This window comes from Pseudomonas sp. AM4(2022), assembly GCF_036346515.1.
GTDB classification, from domain to species: domain Bacteria; phylum Pseudomonadota; class Gammaproteobacteria; order Pseudomonadales; family Pseudomonadaceae; genus Aquipseudomonas; species Aquipseudomonas paracarnis.
Map to the genome: position 1 here is coordinate 16,508 of NZ_JAOTNW010000034.1, position 18,822 is coordinate 35,329.

An 18,822-nucleotide genomic window follows, 5' to 3' on the forward strand; every position below is an offset into this window, starting at 1 on the left:
CACCCTAAGGCCTTGGGCGTTGCGCAGATGGTCTGAACTCGACATTGGGATGCCCAGAAGCGCAGACACGTGAACACCGCAGTCCCCTGTGGGAGCCGGGCTTGCCCGCGATGACGGTGGCACAGCGAGCATCTCCCTTGCCTGGCACTCCGCTATCGCTGGCAAGCCAGGCTCCCACAGAAGGTTGTGGCGTATCTGAGCGACAGATCTGTGCATCAAACCGATGTTTCCTCGCAGTAACTGCGAAAGATTTCCCGTGTCGCGCCAGAATTCGCAAGAAAATTCACACCCCTCCCTCGTATCATTCACCTCAGTAACGAGTGAGAGCCTTGCAATGAACCCAATAAAAACGTGGTGGGATATCAGCCCGCCCTTGAGCACGGCCACCCCGACCTGGCCGGGCGATACACCGTTCCAGGAAGAGCGCGTGTGGCAGTTCGGCCCGGAGTGCCCGGTGAATGTGGGGCGCGTGACCCTGTCGCCGCACACGGGCGCCCATGTGGATGCGCCGCTGCATTACAGCGCCGATGGCGCGCCGATTGGCGAGGTGTCGCTGGATGTGTACATGGGGCCGTGCCGGGTATTGCATTGCCTGGGCAGCGGCGCGTTGGTTGAGCCCCATCAGTTGCAAGGGCGTGTGGATAACGTGCCCGAGCGCGTGCTGCTGCGCACTTATCCACAAGCGCCGCTCACCGAATGGGATTCGAATTTCACCGCCATCGCCCCCCAGACCATTGAGCTGCTCGCCGGCCTGGGGGTGCGCCTGATCGGTATCGACACGCCGTCCCTGGACCCGCAACAGTCCAAGACCATGGATTCGCACAACGCCGTGGCCCGCCATGGCATGGCGATCCTCGAAGGTATAGTGCTCGATGACGTACCGGAGGGCGACTATGAATTGATCGCGCTGCCGCTGCGCTTCGCCAACCTGGACGCGAGCCCCGTGCGCGCCATTCTCCGCCCGCTCAAGGAGCCCACGCGATGAGCCAATGTCCTTTCTCAGCTGATTACCAACCGCCGCAAGAATGGCATAACGCCGAACTGAATTTTTCCGAGTCCATGAGCTATGGCGACTACCTGGACCTGGGCAAAGTCCTCAGCGCCCAGCATCCGCTGTCGCCGGACCACAACGAAATGCTCTTCATCATCCAGCACCAGACCTCGGAGCTGTGGATGAAGCTGATGCTCCACGAACTCAAGGCCGCCCGCGAACATGTGCGCCTGGGTGAGCTGCCGCCAGCATTCAAGATGCTGGCGCGGGTGTCGCGGATCTTCGATCAACTGGTGCACGCCTGGGCGGTGCTGGCGACCATGACGCCGTCGGAGTACAAGGCGATTCGCCCGTTCCTGGGGCAGTCGTCGGGGTTCCAGTCGTTCCAGTACCGCGAGATCGAATTCATCCTGGGCAACAAAAGCCCGGCGCTGCTGCGGCCCCATGCCCATCGCCCGGAATTGCTGCAGCAATTGCAGGTGGCGATCGCCACGCCCTCGCTGTATGACGAGGCCGTAAACCTTATGGTCAAGGCGGGGTTGGCGATTGATCCCAAACGCGCCGAGCGCGACCCGACCGCAGCCACAGTGCACGATGAATCGGTGGAAGCAGCCTGGCGCGAGGTGTATCGCGACCCGAGCCGCTACTGGGATTTGTATCAGTTGGCCGAGAAGTTTATCGACCTGGAAGATTCGTTCCGCCAGTGGCGCTTCCGGCATGTCACCACGGTGGAGCGCATCATCGGCTTCCAGCCGGGTACTGGTGGCACTGAAGGCGTGGGGTACCTGCGCAAGATGCTCGATACGGTGTTGTTCCCCGAACTGTGGCGCGTACGTTCCACGCTCTAAACAAAAAGCCCCGGATTACCGGGGCTTTCATTTGGAACGCAATCCAAAATGTGGGAGCGGGCTTGCTCGCGAATGCGGTAGTTCAGTCAACGGATGTGTAGCTGACACTCCGCATTCGCGAGCAAGCCCGCTCCCACAGGGGTTACTGCGCCACGGCAACTTTCCCGTTTCTGATCCGAAACCGATAGGCGATGTAGATAATCCCCACCCACACCGGCATCGCATACACCGACTCGCGAATCCCAGGAATCGCCAGCATCACGCCGATGATCATCACCATGAACGCCAGGCACAGGTAGTTGCTGAACGGGAACCAGAAGGTCTTGAACGACGGTGTCACGCCTTGCTCGCCCATGGCCTTGCGGAACTTGATGTGGGTCAGGCTGATCAGCGCCCAGTTGATCATCAGTGACGCAACCACCAGCGCGAACAGCAACTCCAGCGCACTGTGCGGCGCGACGTAATTGACCACCACGCACAGCATGGTCACCAACGCCGAAATCGCCAGGGCCCGCAGCGGCACGCCTTGTTTGTTGAGCTTCATCAGCGCCTTGGGCGCGTCACCTTGTTCGGCCAGGCCAAACAGCATGCGGCTGTTGCAGTACACGCCGCTGTTGTACACCGACAACGCCGCGGTCAGCACCACGAAGTTGAGGATGTGGGCGGCGGTGTCGTTGCCGATCAGCGAGAAGATTTGCACAAACGGGCTGCCGCTGTAGGCATCGCCTGACGCGCCGAGGGTTTGCAGCAATTGATCCCACGGGTACAGCGACAACAGCACGGTCAGTGCGCCGACGTAGAAAATCAGGATGCGGTACACCACCTGATTGATCGCCTTGGGGATCACCTTGCGCGGTTCGCTGGCCTCGGCGGCGGTGATGCCGACCAGCTCCAGGCCACCGAACGAGAACATGATGAAGGCCATGGACATCAGCAGTCCCATGCCGCCGTTGGGGAAGAACCCGCCGTGGCTCCACAGGTTGCTGACCGACGCTTGCGGGCCGCCAGTGCCGCTGAACAGCAGGTAGCAGCCGAGCACGATCATGCCGACAATCGCCACCACCTTGATGATCGCAAACCAGAATTCGGCTTCACCGAAGAACTTCACGTTCAGGGTGTTGATCAGGTTCACCGCAACAAAGAACACCAGCGCGCTGACCCAGGTTGGAATCTCCGGCCACCAGAACTGGATGTACTTGCCCACGGCCGTCAGTTCGGCCATGCCCACCAGCACGTAGAGCACCCAATAGTTCCAGCCCGCCAGGAAGCCCGCGTAACCGCCCCAGTATTTATGTGCGAAGTGGCTGAAGGACCCGGCCACCGGTTCTTCGACGATCATCTCGCCGAGCTGGCGCATGATCAGGAACGCGATAAACCCGGCCACTGCATAGCCCAGGATCATCGACGGCCCCGCCGACTTGAGTACCCCGGCCGAGCCGAGGAACAAGCCTGTACCAATCGCGCCTCCCAAGGCGATCAGCTGAATGTGCCGGTTCTTCAGGCCTCGCTTGAGGCCCACCGGGTTAACCATGTCATCCGCCATTAACATTCCCTTCTACTTGTTTTTCTCAAGGGTGATTGCACGCCGCATCGGCCCCTCAGAACTGCTGAGGGTCAGATATTACTCTGCGTAAACTTTTCGTAATACAGTTGAACGCCATCAAGTGCCTGATCCACCAGCCATTGTTGAATGGATTCGACCATTGGAGGGGGGCCGCACACGTACATATCCGCCGATCTGTCCCGCAATTCGGCCAGGTCGAAATGCTCGGTCAGGTAGCCGCGCTTGCCCGTCCACTCGGCTGAGGCGTCGCTCAGCACCTCGGTGTAGCGAAAGTTCGGGATTTTTGCCGCGTAGGCGTGGATACGCGCCGCTTCACATAAATCTTCGGCGCCGCGCACGCCGTAGTAGAGGTGCACGGGCTGTGTGCAGCCGTTGACGGCCAGCTCATCAAGCATGCCTAGCAATGCCGACAACCCGGTGCCGCCCGCCACCAGTACCAGTGGTTGGGTGACATGCCGCAGATAAAACGCACCCAAGGGCGCCTCCATCAGCATTTCATCACCCACCTGGCAGCGTTCACGCAGGTAGTTGCTCATTATTCCATCGGGCAGCAGGCGGACCAGAAACTGCAATTGGCTGCCCGGCCGGTTGGCGAAGGAGTAGGAGCGCCAGCTATCGGTGCCGGGCACCGATAGACGCGCGTATTGGCCAGGCAAAAAGTCCAGTGGCTGGTCCAGTTGCACCTGCAAGATGGCGGTGCTGGTCGACACCTGCTGCACCGCTATCACCGTGCCGCGTACCTGCACGGGCCCGGGGGCGTTGCACAGGCTCGAATCAAAGTCGAAATAAAAGGTGGCGTCGGACTGCACCCGAGTCTGGCAACTGAGCATCTTGCGTTGTTGCAGGTCGAGGCTGGAGAGCGCTTCCTCGTCGACGTAGTCCTGGGTGTACTCGCCGGACTCACAGCGCCCTTGGCAGGTGCCGCACACGCCTTCGCGGCAATCGAGCGGGATCTTGATGCCGTTGCGCAGGGCCGCGTCCAGCAGAATTTCATGGGCGCCCACGGGGAAGAACAGGGTTTTGCCATCGGCAAAACTGAAGGCCACTTTGTGATTCATTCACGAAACTCCACGCGTGTATTGCTGGTGCATAACCTGTGGCGAGGGAGCTTGCTCCCGCTGGAGTGCGCAGCGCTCCCAAGCTTTTGGGGCCGCTTCGCAGCCCAGCGGGAGCAAGCTCCCTCGCCACAGGGTGTGATGTGCTTGATTACAGATGATAGAAATCCAGCACCGAATTGATGGTGTCGTTGAGCAGCAAGGCGTGCTTGCGGGTGATCAACCAGCTGTCGCCCGCAGGCTTGAGGCGGTACGTGGCATACCCATAGAACTGCTCGGATGTGGCCAGGCGATAAAACAACGTGTGCCAGTTCAAACGCACCTCCAACGTGCCGTCGGCCTGCTCGGCAATGCGTACGTTATTGATCAGGTGCAAGGTGCGCGGCATCGGCGTGGCAGAGGCGGCCTTGCCGGTGCGCAGGCGGAACACGCGGTCTTCCAGGCCCGAACGGTTGGCGTAGTAGATCAACGACATCTCGCGCTTGGGGTCTTGGGTGTAGACGTGTTCCGAGTCCCATTGCGGCAGGTGGAATTCACTCTGCGGGTCAAATAACTCCAGGTAGGCGTCCCAGTCCTGGGCGTCGCATAGTTCGGACTTGCGGTAGAAGAACTGCTCGATCTGGTACTGCAATTGCGCATTCATCACTTCACCTCCCGCAGTGTCAGCGCTTGTCGGTCCAGGCCCTTGAGCAGGAACTGCTGCCAGTTGCGATGCTGGTTGACGTACAAACCTTCGTGGGTGAATTCAGTGCCGGTCATGGCCGGTTGAATGCCGATGGCTTCACTGTTGGGCGTAGGTCCGGTTTCCCAGCGATGGCTGCCCCGTGAGATATCGCTCCAGCGTTCCAGGCGGCCCTGGAAGCCGCGCTGGGCTTCGCGAAACTCCACCAGATCGTCCGGCGTACCCATGCCCGAGACGTTGAAGAAGTCTTCGAACTGGCGAATGCGGTTTTCGCGATCCGCGTCGGATTCGCCCTTAACCCCCAGGCACTGGCTGATGATCTCGGTCTTGTTCCAGGCTACTGGGCGGATGATGCGCAGCTGCGAGCTGATCTGGTCGAGAAAGAACAGGCTGGGGTAGATGTTCAGGTTGCGCAGGCGGTGCATCATCCACTCGGCCTTCTGCTGGCCGTGTTCTTCTACCAGGCGCGGCATGATAGTGGCGTAGCCGGAGCGTACGCTGGGGTTGGGCATGTCGCTGAACAACACGCTGTGGCCATTGTTGAAGGCGAACCAGCCGTCGTCGGTATTCGCGTCGCCGGCGCCGAGCTTGCTGTAGTCCAGCGTCGTGCTGGAACCTGCGCCGTTCTCGGTGTTGACCTGCTGGCGATGCTGCACGGTGGCCACGTAGTTGTAGTGCACGGTGCTGACGTGATAACCGTCCAGGCCGTTTTCGTTTTGCAGCTTCCAGTTGCCGTCGTAGGTGTAGGCGGACTTGCCCGGCAGCACTTCCAGCTCACCGGTGGCCGATTGCGCCACCATCATGTCGAAGAACACTTTGGCATCGCCCAGGAAGTCCTCCAGGCTGTTGGTGCCGTTCACGTCCAGGCTGATAAACACAAAGCCCCTGTAGCTTTCGATGCGCGCTTTTTTCAGGCCGCGGGTGGCCTTGTCAAAACCTTCCGGGTATTCCCCCGGCGCCTTGACCTTTACCAGTCGGCCATCGCTCTTGTAGCACCAGGCGTGGAACGGGCAGGTGAAGGTGGACTGGTTACCCTTGCCCACGCGGGTGAGGGTGGTACCGCGATGCTGGCAGGCGTTGATCAACGCGTTGAGTCGGCCTTCGCCGTCACGGGTGATGATCATCGGCTGGCGGCCGGCGCGCATCGTCACGAAGTCGTGGTTATTGGCCAGTTCGCTTTCGTGGCAGGCGTAGATCCAGTTCTTCTCGAAGATCAGCTCCATCTCCAGGTCGAACAACTCGGGCTCGGTGAACATGTCGCGGGCGATGCGGAACACTTCATCCGCCGGGCGAAAGTCCAGGCAGCTTTCGATAAAGGATTTCCACTGTTCGACGGTTCTTGCACCACTCATGGGAGGTACCTTTTGATCATGGCTAAACGGTGAGCCATTAAGCGGCTGCAATGCGGTGGCGGGCTATCCGTTTAATGGGGGAACGCAGGCCGCAAAGTTGGGCAGCAAATACCCATGGCGGTGCGCGCAGGTGACGGCATGGGCTACTGTGATGGTGGGCGATGGTCGTAAAACCCTGGGATTTATCCACATAGTCGACCGTTATTATCCACCCAGTGGCCATGCTGCTGGCGTGGCCTGGAACTTGCTGTCGAGGTTCAACGACGCGCCGCCAGAGCGCGCAAATGCCTAACCGCCGTGGGTGCACCCTGATGAGTAGCCAGACACGCGATATTCATATTCAACGCTTCGACCTGGAAGGCGCGCGCAGCTGGATGTCCGGCATCTGCGGGCCCCATCGCCTGGCGACGGCCACCCCCGAACGCCTGCGCTTTCACCACAGCGCCAACGTGTTCAAATCCCGCGCCACCACCCTGGGCGTGATCGAGTACGGCACCGATGTGACCATCGACATCGAGGACGCCGAGCACTTCAGCAGCTACAGCTTGAGCCTGCCGCTGGTGGGCGTGCAGGAACTGAGCAAGAACGGTGAGCGCCTCAGTTCCAACCGCGACCAAGGCGTGATCATTTCGCCCAACGAGCATCAGGTGCTGGCGATTTCCGGTGACTGCCGCAAGTTGCAGGTGGTGATCACCCGCGCGGCGATGAGCGAGTCGCTGGAAGGTTTGCTGCAACGGCCCATCGATGCGCCGCTGCGCTTTGAGTCGGTGATGGATGCTGTGGACGGAGCACCGGCTTCGTGGTGGCGCATGGCGCGTTATTTCATCGCCGAACTGGAGCGCAGCAGCGAACTGTACGAGCAGGCGGCGTTTACTCGCGACCTGGAAAGCTCGCTGATCAAGGGCCTGATCCTGGCCCAACCGAATAACTACTCCGAAGAACTGCGCGACGTGCTGGGGGTGAAACTGCCGCACTACCTGATCCGCGCGCGGCAATTCATCCACGACAACGCCCGTGAAGCGCTGCACCTGGAAGACCTGGAAGCGGCGGCGGGCGTGTCGCGGTTCAAACTGTTCGATGCGTTTCGCAAGTACTTCGCACTGTCGCCCATGGCGTATTTGAAGAAGCATCGGTTGGGGGCGGTGCGCCAAGAGATTCTGGAGCAGGGCTCGATCCGCACCATCTCTGAAATTGCCCTGGGTTGGGGGTTTACGCACCTGGGGCGGTTTTCGGCGGAGTACCGCAAGCTGTTCGATGAGTCGCCCAGCCAGACATTGCAACGCAAGCGCCTGCGCAGCCTCTGAAACCAATGAAGATCAAATGTAGGAGCGAGCTTGCTCGCGAAAAACGTCAACGATAACGCGTGCTTGCTGGATGAACGCGGCGCCTGTGAGTTTTTCGCGAGCAAGCTCGCTCCTACAAGGGAATTGTGGTGTTTGGGAAAATCTCAGATCAACTCTTCAACCAGTTGCAGGCAATGAGTCAGCCCCGGCGACTGATCATTCACCCGCCGGCTGAGGATGATCGGCGAACTCGCCGTCGCCTCCACCACTGGCGTATAGCCAATATCCGCCCGATGCAGCACCTGCACCGACGCTGGCACCAGCGTCACCCCCATGCCTGCGCCGACCAGGCCAATCGCGGTCTGCAATTCGTTGGTCCATTGCGCCACCTTCACGCTCAAGCCATGGGCGTCGAACAGTGCGATCACATGGTCGGCATAACTGGGGCGCGGGTTGCCGGGGTAGAGCACAAAGGGTTCGGCGGCCAACTGGGCGAGGGTGGCCGGGGCGCCCAGCAACGGGTGACCGCTGGGCAGCACGGCCACCAGACGATCCTCCACCAGTACGCGCTGGACGATGGCCGGGTCGTCAATGCGAATGCGCCCGAAGCCCACGTCAATGCGGCCAGCCTTGAGCGCTTCGACCTGCTGCAAGGTGGTCATTTCCGACAAGCCCAACTCCAGCTCCAGGGCCTCGTGAGTGCGCAGGCGTCGAATCAATTCCGGCAGCACGCCGTACAAGGTCGACGGTGCAAAGCCAATGCCCAGCCAGGTTTTCTCGCCTTGGCCGATGCGTCGGGTGTTGTCGCAGACCTTGCCCAGTTGTTCGAGCAGCACATTGGCATGCTCATAGAAAAACCGTCCGGCCTCGGTCAGCCGCAAGGGGCGGCTGCGTTCCAGCAGCACCACCCCGAGTTCGTCCTCCAGTTGCTGGATCTGCCGGCTCAAAGGCGGCTGGGCGATATGCAAGCGTTCGGCCGCTCGGGTGAAGTTGAGGGTCTCGCCCAGCACCTGGAAATAGCGCAAGTGACGCAGTTCCATATCGACTCCTTTCATACCTTAAGGGTATTGCATCAGACCAATTCTATATTGGAAGCCCGAAAAAATGCGGAACAGAATCGACGCAAATCTATAAAGAACCCAACGGGTATTGCCATGCCGATTTGCGCCATCGAGTCGATTGAAACTGTCATCGTCGACCTGCCCACCCTTCGCCCGCACAAGCTGGCGATGCACACGATGCAAAACCAGACCCTCGTCATCATCCGCCTACGCTGCACCGACGGCATCGAAGGCATCGGTGAAGCCACCACCATCGGCGGCCTGAGCTACGGCAACGAGAGCCCCGACAGCATCAAGGTCAACATCGACTGTCACTTCGCGCCGCTGCTGATCGGCCAGGACGCGAGTAACGTCAACGCGGCGATGTTGCGCCTGGAGCGCAGTATTCGCGGCAACACCTTTGCCAAGTCCGGTATCGAAAGCGCCTTGCTCGACGCCCTCGGCAAACGCCTCGGGCTGCCGGTCAGTGAGCTGCTTGGCGGGCGTGTGCGGGACGCGTTGCCGGTGGCGTGGACGCTGGCCAGCGGTAATACCGAACAAGACATCAACGAGGCCGAGAAAATGCTCGACCTGCGCCGTCACCGCCTCTTCAAATTGAAGATCGGCGCGGGGGAGGTCAACCGCGACCTGGCCCATGTGATCGCGATCAAAAAAGCCCTGGGCGAGCGCGCCAGTGTGCGCGTCGACGTCAACCAGGCCTGGGATGAAGCCGTGGCCCTGCGGGCATGCACGGTACTCGGCGACCACGGTATCGACCTGATCGAACAACCGATCTCACGCAATAACCGTGGCGGCATGGCCCGGCTCAACCTGTCGAGCCCGGTGCCGATCATGGCCGATGAATCTATCGAATGTGTGGAAGACGCCTTCAACCTGGCCCGTGAAGGCGCGGCCACGGTGTTCGCCCTCAAGATCGCCAAGAACGGCGGCCCTCGCGCTGTATTGCGCACGGCGGCGATTGCCGAAGCGGCTGGCATCGGCCTGTACGGCGGCACCATGCTTGAAGGGGGCATTGGCACCCTGGCCTCGGCCCATGCCTTTCTCACGCTGAACACCCTGGCGTGGGGCACCGAACTGTTCGGCCCGCTGTTGCTAACTGAAGACATTCTTGTCGAACCACCGGTGTACCGCGATTTCCAGCTGCATGTGTCCACTGCGCCGGGCCTGGGCCTGACGCTCGATGAAGAGCGCCTGGCGTTCTTTCGCCGTGACAAACACTAAGAGGCCTCTGCCATGTTGTTCCACGTAAAAATGACCGTGAACCTGCCCCTCGACATGCACCCCGAGCGCGCCGCGAGCCTCAAGGCCGAGGAGAAAGCCTTGGCGCAGCGCCTGCAACAAGAGGGCAAATGGCGCCACCTGTGGCGCATCGCCGGGCATTACGCCAACTACAGCGTGTTCGATGTCGACAGCGTGCAGGACCTGCACGACCTGCTGATGCAATTGCCGTTGTTCCCCTACATGGCCATCGAAGTGAATGCGTTGTGCCGGCATCCGTCGTCGGTCCATGCGGACGACCGCTGAGCCGGCTTGCACCTATAACTACAAGATGAGGAATGCACCATGTCCATCCGCCTGTCCCAGACTGCCCACGCCCAACAGTTTCTCGAAGAAGTCAGCGGTAACCTCAATGACGCGGGCAACCCACGCACCAAGGCGCTGATTTACCGGATCCTGCGCGACACCGTAAACATCATCGAAGACCTGGAAGTGACCCCGGAAGAGTTCTGGAAGGCGGTCAACTACCTCAATGAGCTGGGCAAAAACCAAGAGGCCGGCCTGCTTGCCGCCGGCTTGGGCCTGGAGCATTACCTGGACCTGTTGATGGACGCCGCCGACGAGGAGGCCGGCAAGTCGGGCGGCACGCCGCGCACCATCGAAGGCCCGTTGTATGTGGCCGGTGCGCCGCTGTCCAAGTACGAGGCACGGCTGGATGATGGCAATGACGACGCGGTGCCGTTGTTCATGCGCGGGCAAGTGCGTGATACCGAGGGCAAGCCGTTGGCAGGGGCGATTGTCGATGTGTGGCAGGCTAATACGGGCGGCACTTATTCGTGGTTCGACCCGACGCAGTCTGAGTTCAACCTGCGCCGGCGCATCGAGACCGACGCCCAGGGCAACTACCGTTTTCGCAGCATCGTGCCTTCGGGCTACGGCTGCCCGCCGACCGGGCCGACGCAACAGTTGCTCGACCAGTTGGGGCGCCACGGGCAGCGGCCGGCGCATATCCACTTCTTCATCTCGGCGTCTGGGCACCGGCATCTGACCACGCAGATCAACCTGTCGGATGACCCGTACCTGCATGATGACTTTGCCTACGCCACCCGGGATGAGCTGATTGCCGAGATTCGTTTCAGTGACGATCCGCAACTGGCGCGGGAGTTTGGCGTGCAAGGGCGGTTTGCGCAGATTGATTTTGACTTTGAGTTGCAGCCTGCCGCCGCGCCGGTAGAGCAGAAACGCATGCAACGCGTACGCGCCCTCGAGGACTGATCTGTGGGAGCTGGCTTGCTGTGGCGAGGGAGCTTGCTCCCGCTCGACAGCGAAGCTGGAGCCGGCTTTTGGGGGCGCTGCGCACCCCAGCGGGAGCAAGCTCCCTCGCCACAGCAAGCCAGCTCCCACATTGGTTTTGGGGTGTGTGTTATTTGCGTAGGACCAGATCCAACACCTCATCCCGGTCCTTGATCTTCTGCAGCACAATCTCCGAACGGATATCCATCACCCCCGCCGTGCGGTTCAGGTGGTTCACGATAAAGTCCGAAAAGTGCTTGAGGTTGCGGGCTTGCACCCGCAGCACATAGTTGCTGGCGCCGGTGATCACATAGGCGCTCGCCACCTCCGGCCAGCCTTGCACTTTCTTGATAAACGTCTCATGCCAGTCCTCCACATCCTGGCGCAACGACAGGTGCACGATGGCTTCCAGCTCGATCCCCAACTGCTCGGCGTTCAATACCGCGCGGTAGCCGCTGATGATTCCCTCGCTCTCCAGCAGGCGCAAACGGCGCAGGCATGCGGACGGCGACAACGCGACTTTTTCCGCCAGTTCCTGGTTGCTGATACGGCCATCCTGTTGCAAAAAATGCAGGAGGCGCAGGTCGGTAGCGTCGAGAATCATGCTTGGAAGATATCCGCGTATTTTGAGATTAAATTCGAATTTCCTACAGCTTAAATAGCCGTTTACCCAGCACTTTGCACGAAAATTCTCTAAAAGTTCGTTCATTATTTGGTCCATCCTTACTTATAAAAATCAGGACGACCCATGACCACTCGAAGCCATTGTCAAACCCTCGATTCCCAGGACCCTTTGGCCCCCCTGCGTGCCCAATTCGCCTTGCCAGAGGGCGTGATCTACCTCGATGGCAACTCCCTCGGCGCTCGCCCCGTGGCGGCGCTGGAGCGGGCACAACAGGTGATCGCCGAGGAGTGGGGCAATGGCTTGATTCGTAGCTGGAACAGCGCCGGTTGGGCGGACTTGTCCCAGCGCCTGGGCAATCGCCTGGCGCCATTGATTGGTGCGCGTGACGGCGAGGTGGTGATCACCGATACCACCTCGATCAACCTGTTCAAAGTGCTCAGCGCCGCCTTGAGTGTGCAGCGCCAACGTACACCTGCGCGCAAGGTCATCGTCAGCGAAGCGAGCAACTTTCCCACCGATTTGTACATCGCCGAAGGCTTGGCCGAATTGCTGCAACAAGGCTATTCCCTGCGCCTGGTGAACAGCCCGGCCGAACTGCCCCAGGCCATCGACGCGGACGTGGCGGTGGTGATGCTCACCCACGTCAACTACAAGACTGGCTACATGTACGACATGCAAGCGCTCACCACTCTGAGCCACGAGTGCGGCGCGCTGAGCATCTGGGACCTGGCGCATTCGGCGGGCGCGGTGCCTGTCGACCTGCACCAGGCCAATGCGGATTATGCGATTGGCTGCACCTACAAATACCTCAACGGCGGCCCGGGCTCCCAGGCGTTTGTGTGGGTCAACCCGGCGTTGGTGGATGTGGTGCGCCAGCCGTTGTCCGGCTGGTTCGGGCATACCCGGCAGTTCGCCATGGAGTCGACTTACGCCCCCAGCGCTGGCATTGCCCGCTACCTGTGCGGTACCCAGCCGATCACTTCGTTGGCCATGGTGGAATGCGGCCTGGACATTTTCGCCCAGACCGACATGGCCAGCCTGCGCCGCAAATCCCTGGCGTTGACCGACCTGTTTATCGCGTTGGTCGAAAGCCGCTGCGCCGCCCATGGCCTGGAACTGATCACGCCGCGTGAGCACGCCAGGCGCGGCAGCCATGTGAGCTTTGAACACCCTGAAGGTTACGCGGTAATCCAGGCCCTGATCGCCCGAGGCGTGATCGGCGATTACCGTGAGCCGCGGATCATGCGCTTTGGTTTCACGCCGCTGTACACAAGCTTTACCGAAGTGTGGGACGCCGTGGAAATCCTTGGTGAAATTCTCGACAACGCCACGTGGGACCAGCCGCAATACAAAGTCCGAAACAGCGTTACCTGATACAACTCGGATCAAAATGTGGGAGCGGGCTTGCTCGCGAATGCGGCCTGACATCCAACATCCATGTTGACTGATACACCGCATTCGCGAGCAAGCCCGCTCCCACAGGGGACAGTGTTTCAACCAGAAAGCAGTGCAATCACAATAATAAAGGGGCACACCAGTGACCACGCCAGACAACGGCTTTGCAGAAATTACCCACCGTGAACTGGGCCTGAGGCGCCAGCTCACTTCCGGCCAGATGAGCATGATCGCCATCGGTGGCGCCATCGGCACCGGGCTGTTCATGGGCAGCGCCTATGCCATTGGCTATGCCGGGCCGAGCGTGCTGGTGAGCTACGCCATCGGCGCGTTGATTACCTTGCTGCTGATGGGCTGCCTGGCGGAGATGACGGTGGCCCATTCCACCTCCGGCTCCTTTGGCGCCTATGCCGAGTTCTACATCAGCCCGTTGGCCGGGTTCCTGGTGCGTTATGCCTACTGGGCGGCGATTGTGCTGGCGGTGGGGGCCGAGGTCACGGCGGTGGCGATGTACATGAAGTACTGGTTCGCCAACGTGCCGGAGTGGGTGTGGATCGTGTCGTTTTCCAGTGTGTTGATTGTGCTCAATGCGATCAGCGTGAAGACCTTCGGCAACTTCGAGTACTGGTTCTCGACGATCAAGATCAGCGCGATTGTCGGTTTCATCATCCTGGCGGTGTATGTGGTGTTCGGCTCCGGCAACCCTGCCTACGGGGTGCAGAACTACACGGCCCACGACGGCTTTTTCCCCCATGGCTTGAGTGGCATGTGGATCGCGGTGATCGTGTCGATCTTCAGCTACCTCAGTGTCGAGATGATCGCCGTGGCCGCCGGTGAAGCCGCCGACCCGGAGCAGGCGGTGAAGAAAGCCTTTCGCGCCACCATCGTGCGGTTGGTGGTGTTCTACCTGCTGACCCTGGCGCTGATGCTCGCCATCGTGCCCTGGAACCAGGCGGGCCAGGCCCAGAGCCCGTTTGTCACGGTGATGCAGACCATCGGCATCACCGGTGCCACCGGGGTGATGAATTTCGTGATCCTGATCGCGGCGCTGTCGGCCATGAACAGTCAGCTCTACATCACCACGCGCATGATGTTCAGCCTGTCGCGCGCAGGTTTTGCGCCCAAGTCCATGGGCGCGTTGAGCAAGAACGGCATCCCGCTCAACGCATTGCTGCTGTCCAGCTCGGGCATTGCCCTGGCGACGTTGCTCAACGTGGTGTACCCGGAAAGCTCGTTCACCCTGATGATGGCGATCTCGATGTTTGGCGCGATCTTCACCTGGTTCATGATCTTCCTCACGCACCTGTTTTTCCGCCGCTATCGCAAGCGTCATGGCGGGGCGAAGTTGTCGTTCCAGTTGCGCCTGTTTCCCTACAGCACATTGCTGGGGCTGGTGCTGATGGCAGCGGTGATGATCACCACCTATTTCACCGACGCATTCAAGATGACGCTGGTGTTTGGCGTGCCGTTCCTGGTGATCTTGTCGGCGGTTTACTACACCTTCTTTCACAAACGCACATCCTCTGTAGGAGCGAGCTTGCTCGCGAAAAACCCGAGAGCCCCGCGTTAAACCTGATAGCGCGTTATGGTTGGCGATCTTCGCGTTCAAGCTCGCTCCTACAGGGGGCGGCGAGCGCAGCGAGTAAGGTGCTGGCGTAACCGGGCAATTGCTCAAACGAGCGTGCGCATAACAGCAGTTTGCGGCAGGCCCATTCTTCTTGCAGGGGGTGGGCCTTGAAACGACGTTCTGACGGCCAGCGCTCCAAGGCGGCCTGAGGCACGATGCCCAGGCCCGCACCGCCGGCGACCATGCGAATCACCCCATCAAAACCGTCGGCGCGAATGCGCGTCTGCAAGCGAAAGCCAGCGTGCAGTGCCTGTTCTTCCAGGTAAACCGCCAACGCGCTGTTGGCCGCCAGGCCCACGTAGTCGTATTGCAAGCTCTCGATAAAACTCGCGCTGGTCAACGGATGGTCCAGGGGCATGATCAGCACCAGCGGGTCGTCGCGAAACGCCAGGGTCTGCAAGCCGTGGGTGTCCACTGCATCGGAAATAATCCCCAGGTCCGCCGTACCCTGGCGCAACGCGTGGGTGATGCGCAGGCTGGGCAGCTCTTGCAGGTCGATATCGAGGTTGGGGTGTTCGCGCAAAAACTGCGCGAGCAGCTCCGGCAGGTATTCGCTGAGGGCGGTGGTGTTGCACAGCAGGCGTACCTGGCCTTTGACGCCATTGGCGTATTCGGCCAGGTCCTGTTGCAGGTGGTCGGCCTGTTGCAACAGCAGGCGAGCATGCCGGGCCAGGGCTTTGCCCGCGGGTGTTGGGGTCACGCCACGGCGGCCACGGTCGAGAAACGCAATGCCCAGTGACGACTCCATCGCTCGGATGCGGGCGCTGGCGGCAGCCAGGGATAAATGGCTGCGGGCTGCACCGGCGGTGATGTTGCCGCTGTCGAGGATATGCAGATAGAGGCGCAGGTCGATCAGGTCAAAGTGCATGGCTGCAGGTTTCCGGTGACTGGGCGGGCCCCTTCGCGAGCAAGCCCGCTCCCACAGTTGGAATGCGTTTCAAGTGTGGGAGCGGGCTTGCTCGCGAAGGGGGGCATCAGCCTCACACAAAACAAGAGGCTGCCTCAGTATATGGCGAATTTCACAAGCTATCGAAAAGCACCAGAATGCAGCCATGAATACCTTCCTAGCGTTCTACCAAAACCTCGGCCCCGCCCTGACAGCGTTGGTCATCACTACCTTCCTGCTGGCCGGCACGGTCAAAGGCGTGATCGGCCTTGGCCTGCCCACCGTGGCCATGGGCATGCTTGGCCTGGCTATGCTGCCAACGCAGGCTGCGGCATTGCTGATCATTCCTTCGACGGTGACCAACCTCTGGCAACTGTCCTTTGGCGGGCACTTGGGTGCCTTGCTCAAACGCCTGTGGCCGATGCTGCTGCTGATTTTCCTCGGCACCGGGCTGGGCACCTTGTGGCTGGGCATGGGCAGCGGGCCTTGGGTGGTGCGTGCCCTGGGCGCGGCTTTACTGGTGTACGCGCTGAGCGGGTTATTCCTGCCGACCTTCAAGGTCGCGCCCCGAACCGAGCGCTGGCTGGGCCCCTTGTGTGGTGTGATCACTGGCATCATTACCTCGGCCACCGGTGTCTTCGTGATCCCTGCGGTGCCGTATCTGCAAGCGCTGGGCTTGAGCCGTGATCAGTTGGTGCAGGCGCTGGGGCTGTCGTTCACCGTGTCGACATTGGCACTTGCCGCCGGGCTGGCTTGGCGCGGTGTGCTGGGCGGCGGTGAAATGGGGGCGTCGATGTTGGCGCTGGTGCCGGCCTTGCTGGGGATGTGGCTGGGCCAGGTGGTTCGCCGGCGCATCAGTGCCGTGTGGTTCAAACGTGGATTTTTCACCGGCATGGCGTTGTTGGGAGGCCATTTGTTGCTGGCTGGTTAATAATGACCGGGCATTTGTCAGCCGCTCAATGAAGGACTGCCCGTGAAAGCCCGATCTGATGAGCTACAGATTTTTGTCAGCGTGATCGAGTGCGGCTCGATTTCCGCCGCCGCCGAAAAGGTCGGGCAAACGCCATCGGCGGTCAGCCGCACCTTGTCGCGCCTGGAAGCCAAGCTCGACACCACCTTGATCAACCGCACCACGCGGCGCATGGACCTGACCGAAGAGGGCAAGTACTTCTTCGAGCAGGCCAAGCTGATCCTGGCGCAGATGGATGAGCTGGAAGAGCGCCTGTCGTCGCGCCAGAAGAAACCGGCCGGGCGCCTGCGTATCAACGCCGCCGTACCGTTCATGCTGCATGGGATCGTGCCGTACATCGCCGAGTTTCGCAGCCTCTACCCGGATATTCAGCTGGAACTCAACAGCGATGACTTGATCATTGATCTGCTGGAGCAAAGCACGGACATCGCCATTCGCATCGGCGCCCTGGCCGACTCGACCCTGCATGCGCGCTTTCTGGGCAGCACGCCGCTGCATATCCTGGCCAGCCCCGATTACCTCCAGCGATACGGCACTCCCACAACCGTGGCCCAACTGGCCGACCACACACTGCTGGGCTTTACCCACACCGAAAGCCTCAACCACTGGCCGCTGCGCCATGGCGAAGGTGACCGCTGGCTGATCCAGCCCGGCGTCAGCGCCTCCAGTGGTGAAACCTTGCGGCAGTTGGCGCTGCAAGGGCAGGGCATTGGTTGCCTGTCGAACTTCATGACGGTGCACGACCTTGAAGCCGGGCGCCTGGTGCCGTTGCTGGAGGCGTTCAACAGTGGCTATCGCCAGCCGATTCACGCGGTGTTCTACCGCAACTCGCAATTGGCGTTGCGCATCCAGTGCTTCCTGGACTTCATTCAGGCCAAGCTGGCGCGATATGCGCGCTGATTCGTGATCTGTACGCAAGAGTGAATTGGGCCGTACGGGCTTATTCGGCAGCAGTGGGGGCTGGATACTGGGCGCATCACTTACCCAGTCAGGAGCAACCTCCATGAATGTATTCGTTACCGGCGCCGCAGGTTTTATCGGCGGTTCCATCGCTACCGGCCTGGTCAAGGCGGGCCACCACGTCACCGGCCTGGTGCGCAGCGCCGAACAAGCCGCGCAGATGACCGCCTTGGGCATCACGCCCGTGATTGGCACCCTCGATGACGCAGCCGTATTGACCGAGCAGGCGCACAAGGCCGATGCAGTAATCAATGCCGCCAGCAGCGATCACCGCGCCGCCGTGGAAACCTTGCTGGCGGCCTTGAAAGGCTCGAACAAGCCATTCCTGCACACCAGCGGTTCAAGCATCGTGGGCGATGCTTCCGGCGGCAAGGCCAGTGAAGTCATCTACTTGGAAGACAATCTGCCTGAGCCGACCGTCGACAAGGCTGCCCGCGTGGCCATCGACAACCTGATCCTCGCGGCGGCCAATGACGGCGTGAATTCGGCGGTGATCTGCAACACCCTGATCTACGGCCACAGCCTGGGCGTGAAGCGTGACAGCGTGCAATTGCCGCGCTTGCTCAAGCAGGCGCGCAAAAGCGGGGTGGTGCGCCATGTGGGCAGTGGGCAGAACATCTGGTCCAACGTGCATATTGAAGATGTGGTCGCCCTGTATCTGCTGGCGTTGACCAAGAACGTTCCGGGGACTTTCTATTTTGTGGAAAGCAGCGAAGCAGCATTCATCGACATGACCACGGCGATTGCCCAAGCGCTGAACCTGGGCAAACCACAGGATTGGCCATTGGCCGAGGCTGAGGCCGAGTGGGGCTATGAAATGGCCAACTACGGGTTGGGCTCCAATAGCCGAGTGCGCGGCAAACACGCCCGTGAACTGTTGGGGTGGGCGCCTAAGCGCACGTCGGTGGTGGAGTGGATTCGCAACGAGATGGTGTGATGTTCGCTTAGCACCGTGGTGCGGCCATCGCAGGCAAGCCAGCTCCCACCTTTGACAGGGTTCACACCTGAAAAG

The 18,822-nt window shown here is 60.8% G+C and carries 18 protein-coding genes; 11 read left to right on the forward strand and 7 right to left on the reverse strand.

Going from position 1 to position 18,822, the window contains the following annotated elements; all coding sequences use genetic code 11:
* The first annotated feature begins 334 nt into the window (after positions 1–334).
* Entirely contained in the window at positions 335–985 is a 651-nt protein-coding gene (kynB, locus tag ODQ19_RS26805) for an arylformamidase (RefSeq protein ID WP_330211701.1), read from the forward strand.
* Positions 982–1,839, forward strand: a complete 858-nt coding sequence (gene kynA, locus ODQ19_RS26810; RefSeq protein ID WP_330211702.1) for a tryptophan 2,3-dioxygenase — start codon at positions 982–984, stop codon at positions 1,837–1,839. Before kynB ends, kynA begins: the two co-directional genes overlap by 4 nt.
* A 142-nt stretch (positions 1,840–1,981) precedes the next feature.
* Here the strand turns inward: kynA and ODQ19_RS26815 are convergent, their stop codons facing one another.
* From ODQ19_RS26815 to antA, 4 genes are all read right to left on the reverse strand, one after another.
* On the reverse strand, positions 1,982–3,382 hold the full coding sequence (locus ODQ19_RS26815; RefSeq protein ID WP_044274391.1) for an amino acid permease: 1,401 nt from the start codon (positions 3,380–3,382) through the stop codon (positions 1,982–1,984).
* Positions 3,383–3,453: 71 nt separating this feature from the next.
* Entirely contained in the window at positions 3,454–4,461 is a 1,008-nt protein-coding gene (gene antC, locus ODQ19_RS26820; RefSeq protein ID WP_330211703.1) for an anthranilate 1,2-dioxygenase electron transfer component AntC, read from the reverse strand.
* Between the two features lie 148 nt (positions 4,462–4,609).
* Complete coding sequence (gene antB / locus ODQ19_RS26825) at positions 4,610–5,101, reverse strand: anthranilate 1,2-dioxygenase small subunit (RefSeq protein ID WP_330211704.1); 492 nt, start codon at positions 5,099–5,101, stop codon at positions 4,610–4,612.
* Positions 5,101–6,492, reverse strand: a complete 1,392-nt coding sequence (gene antA, locus ODQ19_RS26830; RefSeq protein WP_330211705.1) for an anthranilate 1,2-dioxygenase large subunit — start codon at positions 6,490–6,492, stop codon at positions 5,101–5,103. The genes antB and antA overlap by 1 nt, the downstream gene beginning before the upstream one ends.
* Positions 6,493–6,803: 311 nt before the next feature.
* Here antA and ODQ19_RS26835 point away from each other — a divergent pair, with 311 nt between their 5' ends.
* Complete coding sequence (locus ODQ19_RS26835) at positions 6,804–7,796, forward strand: AraC family transcriptional regulator (protein WP_330211706.1); 993 nt, start codon at positions 6,804–6,806, stop codon at positions 7,794–7,796.
* Between the two features lie 143 nt (positions 7,797–7,939).
* Here ODQ19_RS26835 and ODQ19_RS26840 read toward each other — a convergent pair whose 3' ends face one another.
* Positions 7,940–8,815, reverse strand: coding sequence for a LysR family transcriptional regulator (locus tag ODQ19_RS26840; protein WP_044274383.1), 876 nt, complete (start codon positions 8,813–8,815; stop codon positions 7,940–7,942).
* Positions 8,816–8,929: 114 nt separating this feature from the next.
* Here ODQ19_RS26840 and ODQ19_RS26845 point away from each other — a divergent pair, with 114 nt between their 5' ends.
* From ODQ19_RS26845 to catA, 3 genes are read left to right on the forward strand one after another with little or no spacing between them, the layout of a single operon-like run.
* Positions 8,930–10,057 carry a muconate cycloisomerase family protein gene (locus ODQ19_RS26845; RefSeq protein ID WP_330211707.1) on the forward strand — a complete coding sequence of 376 codons (1,128 nt, stop codon included), beginning with the start codon at positions 8,930–8,932 and terminating at the stop codon, positions 10,055–10,057.
* Positions 10,058–10,069: 12 nt separating this feature from the next.
* Entirely contained in the window at positions 10,070–10,360 is a 291-nt protein-coding gene (gene catC / locus ODQ19_RS26850) for a muconolactone Delta-isomerase (RefSeq protein ID WP_116666424.1), read from the forward strand.
* Positions 10,361–10,399: 39 nt separating this feature from the next.
* Positions 10,400–11,329, forward strand: coding sequence for a catechol 1,2-dioxygenase (gene catA / locus ODQ19_RS26855; RefSeq protein WP_330211708.1), 930 nt, complete (start codon positions 10,400–10,402; stop codon positions 11,327–11,329).
* A 148-nt stretch (positions 11,330–11,477) separates the two neighbouring features.
* Here catA and ODQ19_RS26860 read toward each other — a convergent pair whose 3' ends face one another.
* Positions 11,478–11,951 (reverse strand): Lrp/AsnC family transcriptional regulator, encoded by a 474-nt coding sequence (locus ODQ19_RS26860; RefSeq protein ID WP_003194103.1) that lies wholly within the window; start codon positions 11,949–11,951, stop codon positions 11,478–11,480.
* A 144-nt stretch (positions 11,952–12,095) separates the two neighbouring features.
* Between ODQ19_RS26860 and kynU the strand changes: the two genes are divergently transcribed.
* Together kynU and ODQ19_RS26870 are read left to right on the forward strand one after the other, a co-directional pair.
* The gene (gene kynU, locus ODQ19_RS26865) at positions 12,096–13,346 is read left to right on the forward strand and encodes a kynureninase (protein WP_330211709.1); all 1,251 of its coding nucleotides are present in this window, start codon (positions 12,096–12,098) and stop codon (positions 13,344–13,346) included.
* 163 nt (positions 13,347–13,509) lie between these two features.
* Entirely contained in the window at positions 13,510–14,937 is a 1,428-nt protein-coding gene (locus tag ODQ19_RS26870) for an amino acid permease (protein ID WP_330211710.1), read from the forward strand.
* A 13-nt stretch (positions 14,938–14,950) separates the two neighbouring features.
* Here the strand turns inward: ODQ19_RS26870 and ODQ19_RS26875 are convergent, their stop codons facing one another.
* A complete protein-coding gene (locus tag ODQ19_RS26875; protein ID WP_330211711.1) occupies positions 14,951–15,862 on the reverse strand; it encodes a LysR substrate-binding domain-containing protein in 912 nt (303 codons plus the stop codon).
* 184 nt (positions 15,863–16,046) lie between these two features.
* Between ODQ19_RS26875 and ODQ19_RS26880 the strand changes: the two genes are divergently transcribed.
* The 3 genes from ODQ19_RS26880 (at position 16,047) to ODQ19_RS26890 (ending at position 18,747) form a co-directional block, all read left to right on the forward strand.
* Positions 16,047–16,811: a sulfite exporter TauE/SafE family protein gene (locus ODQ19_RS26880; RefSeq protein ID WP_330211712.1), complete on the forward strand. Its 765-nt coding sequence runs from the start codon at positions 16,047–16,049 to the stop codon at positions 16,809–16,811.
* A 42-nt stretch (positions 16,812–16,853) separates the two neighbouring features.
* Positions 16,854–17,750 (forward strand): LysR family transcriptional regulator, encoded by an 897-nt coding sequence (locus ODQ19_RS26885; protein ID WP_116666430.1) that lies wholly within the window; start codon positions 16,854–16,856, stop codon positions 17,748–17,750.
* A gap of 103 nt (positions 17,751–17,853) precedes the next feature.
* Complete coding sequence (locus ODQ19_RS26890; RefSeq protein ID WP_330211713.1) at positions 17,854–18,747, forward strand: NAD-dependent epimerase/dehydratase family protein; 894 nt, start codon at positions 17,854–17,856, stop codon at positions 18,745–18,747.
* The last annotated feature ends 75 nt before the right edge of the window (positions 18,748–18,822 follow it).

Coding starts and splice junctions, on each gene's coding strand:
- kynB (WP_330211701.1), top strand. CDS start 335: ATGAACCCAATAAAAACGTGGTGGGATATCAGCCCGCCCTTGAGCACG.
- kynA (WP_330211702.1), top strand. CDS start 982: ATGAGCCAATGTCCTTTCTCAGCTGATTACCAACCGCCGCAAGAATGG.
- ODQ19_RS26815 (WP_044274391.1), bottom strand. CDS start 3,382: ATGGCGGATGACATGGTTAACCCGGTGGGCCTCAAGCGAGGCCTGAAG.
- antC (WP_330211703.1), bottom strand. CDS start 4,461: ATGAATCACAAAGTGGCCTTCAGTTTTGCCGATGGCAAAACCCTGTTC.
- antB (WP_330211704.1), bottom strand. CDS start 5,101: ATGAATGCGCAATTGCAGTACCAGATCGAGCAGTTCTTCTACCGCAAG.
- antA (WP_330211705.1), bottom strand. CDS start 6,492: ATGAGTGGTGCAAGAACCGTCGAACAGTGGAAATCCTTTATCGAAAGC.
- ODQ19_RS26835 (WP_330211706.1), top strand. CDS start 6,804: ATGAGTAGCCAGACACGCGATATTCATATTCAACGCTTCGACCTGGAA.
- ODQ19_RS26840 (WP_044274383.1), bottom strand. CDS start 8,815: ATGGAACTGCGTCACTTGCGCTATTTCCAGGTGCTGGGCGAGACCCTC.
- ODQ19_RS26845 (WP_330211707.1), top strand. CDS start 8,930: ATGCCGATTTGCGCCATCGAGTCGATTGAAACTGTCATCGTCGACCTG.
- catC (WP_116666424.1), top strand. CDS start 10,070: ATGTTGTTCCACGTAAAAATGACCGTGAACCTGCCCCTCGACATGCAC.
- catA (WP_330211708.1), top strand. CDS start 10,400: ATGTCCATCCGCCTGTCCCAGACTGCCCACGCCCAACAGTTTCTCGAA.
- ODQ19_RS26860 (WP_003194103.1), bottom strand. CDS start 11,951: ATGATTCTCGACGCTACCGACCTGCGCCTCCTGCATTTTTTGCAACAG.
- kynU (WP_330211709.1), top strand. CDS start 12,096: ATGACCACTCGAAGCCATTGTCAAACCCTCGATTCCCAGGACCCTTTG.
- ODQ19_RS26875 (WP_330211711.1), bottom strand. CDS start 15,862: ATGCACTTTGACCTGATCGACCTGCGCCTCTATCTGCATATCCTCGAC.
- ODQ19_RS26880 (WP_330211712.1), top strand. CDS start 16,047: ATGAATACCTTCCTAGCGTTCTACCAAAACCTCGGCCCCGCCCTGACA.
- ODQ19_RS26890 (WP_330211713.1), top strand. CDS start 17,854: ATGAATGTATTCGTTACCGGCGCCGCAGGTTTTATCGGCGGTTCCATC.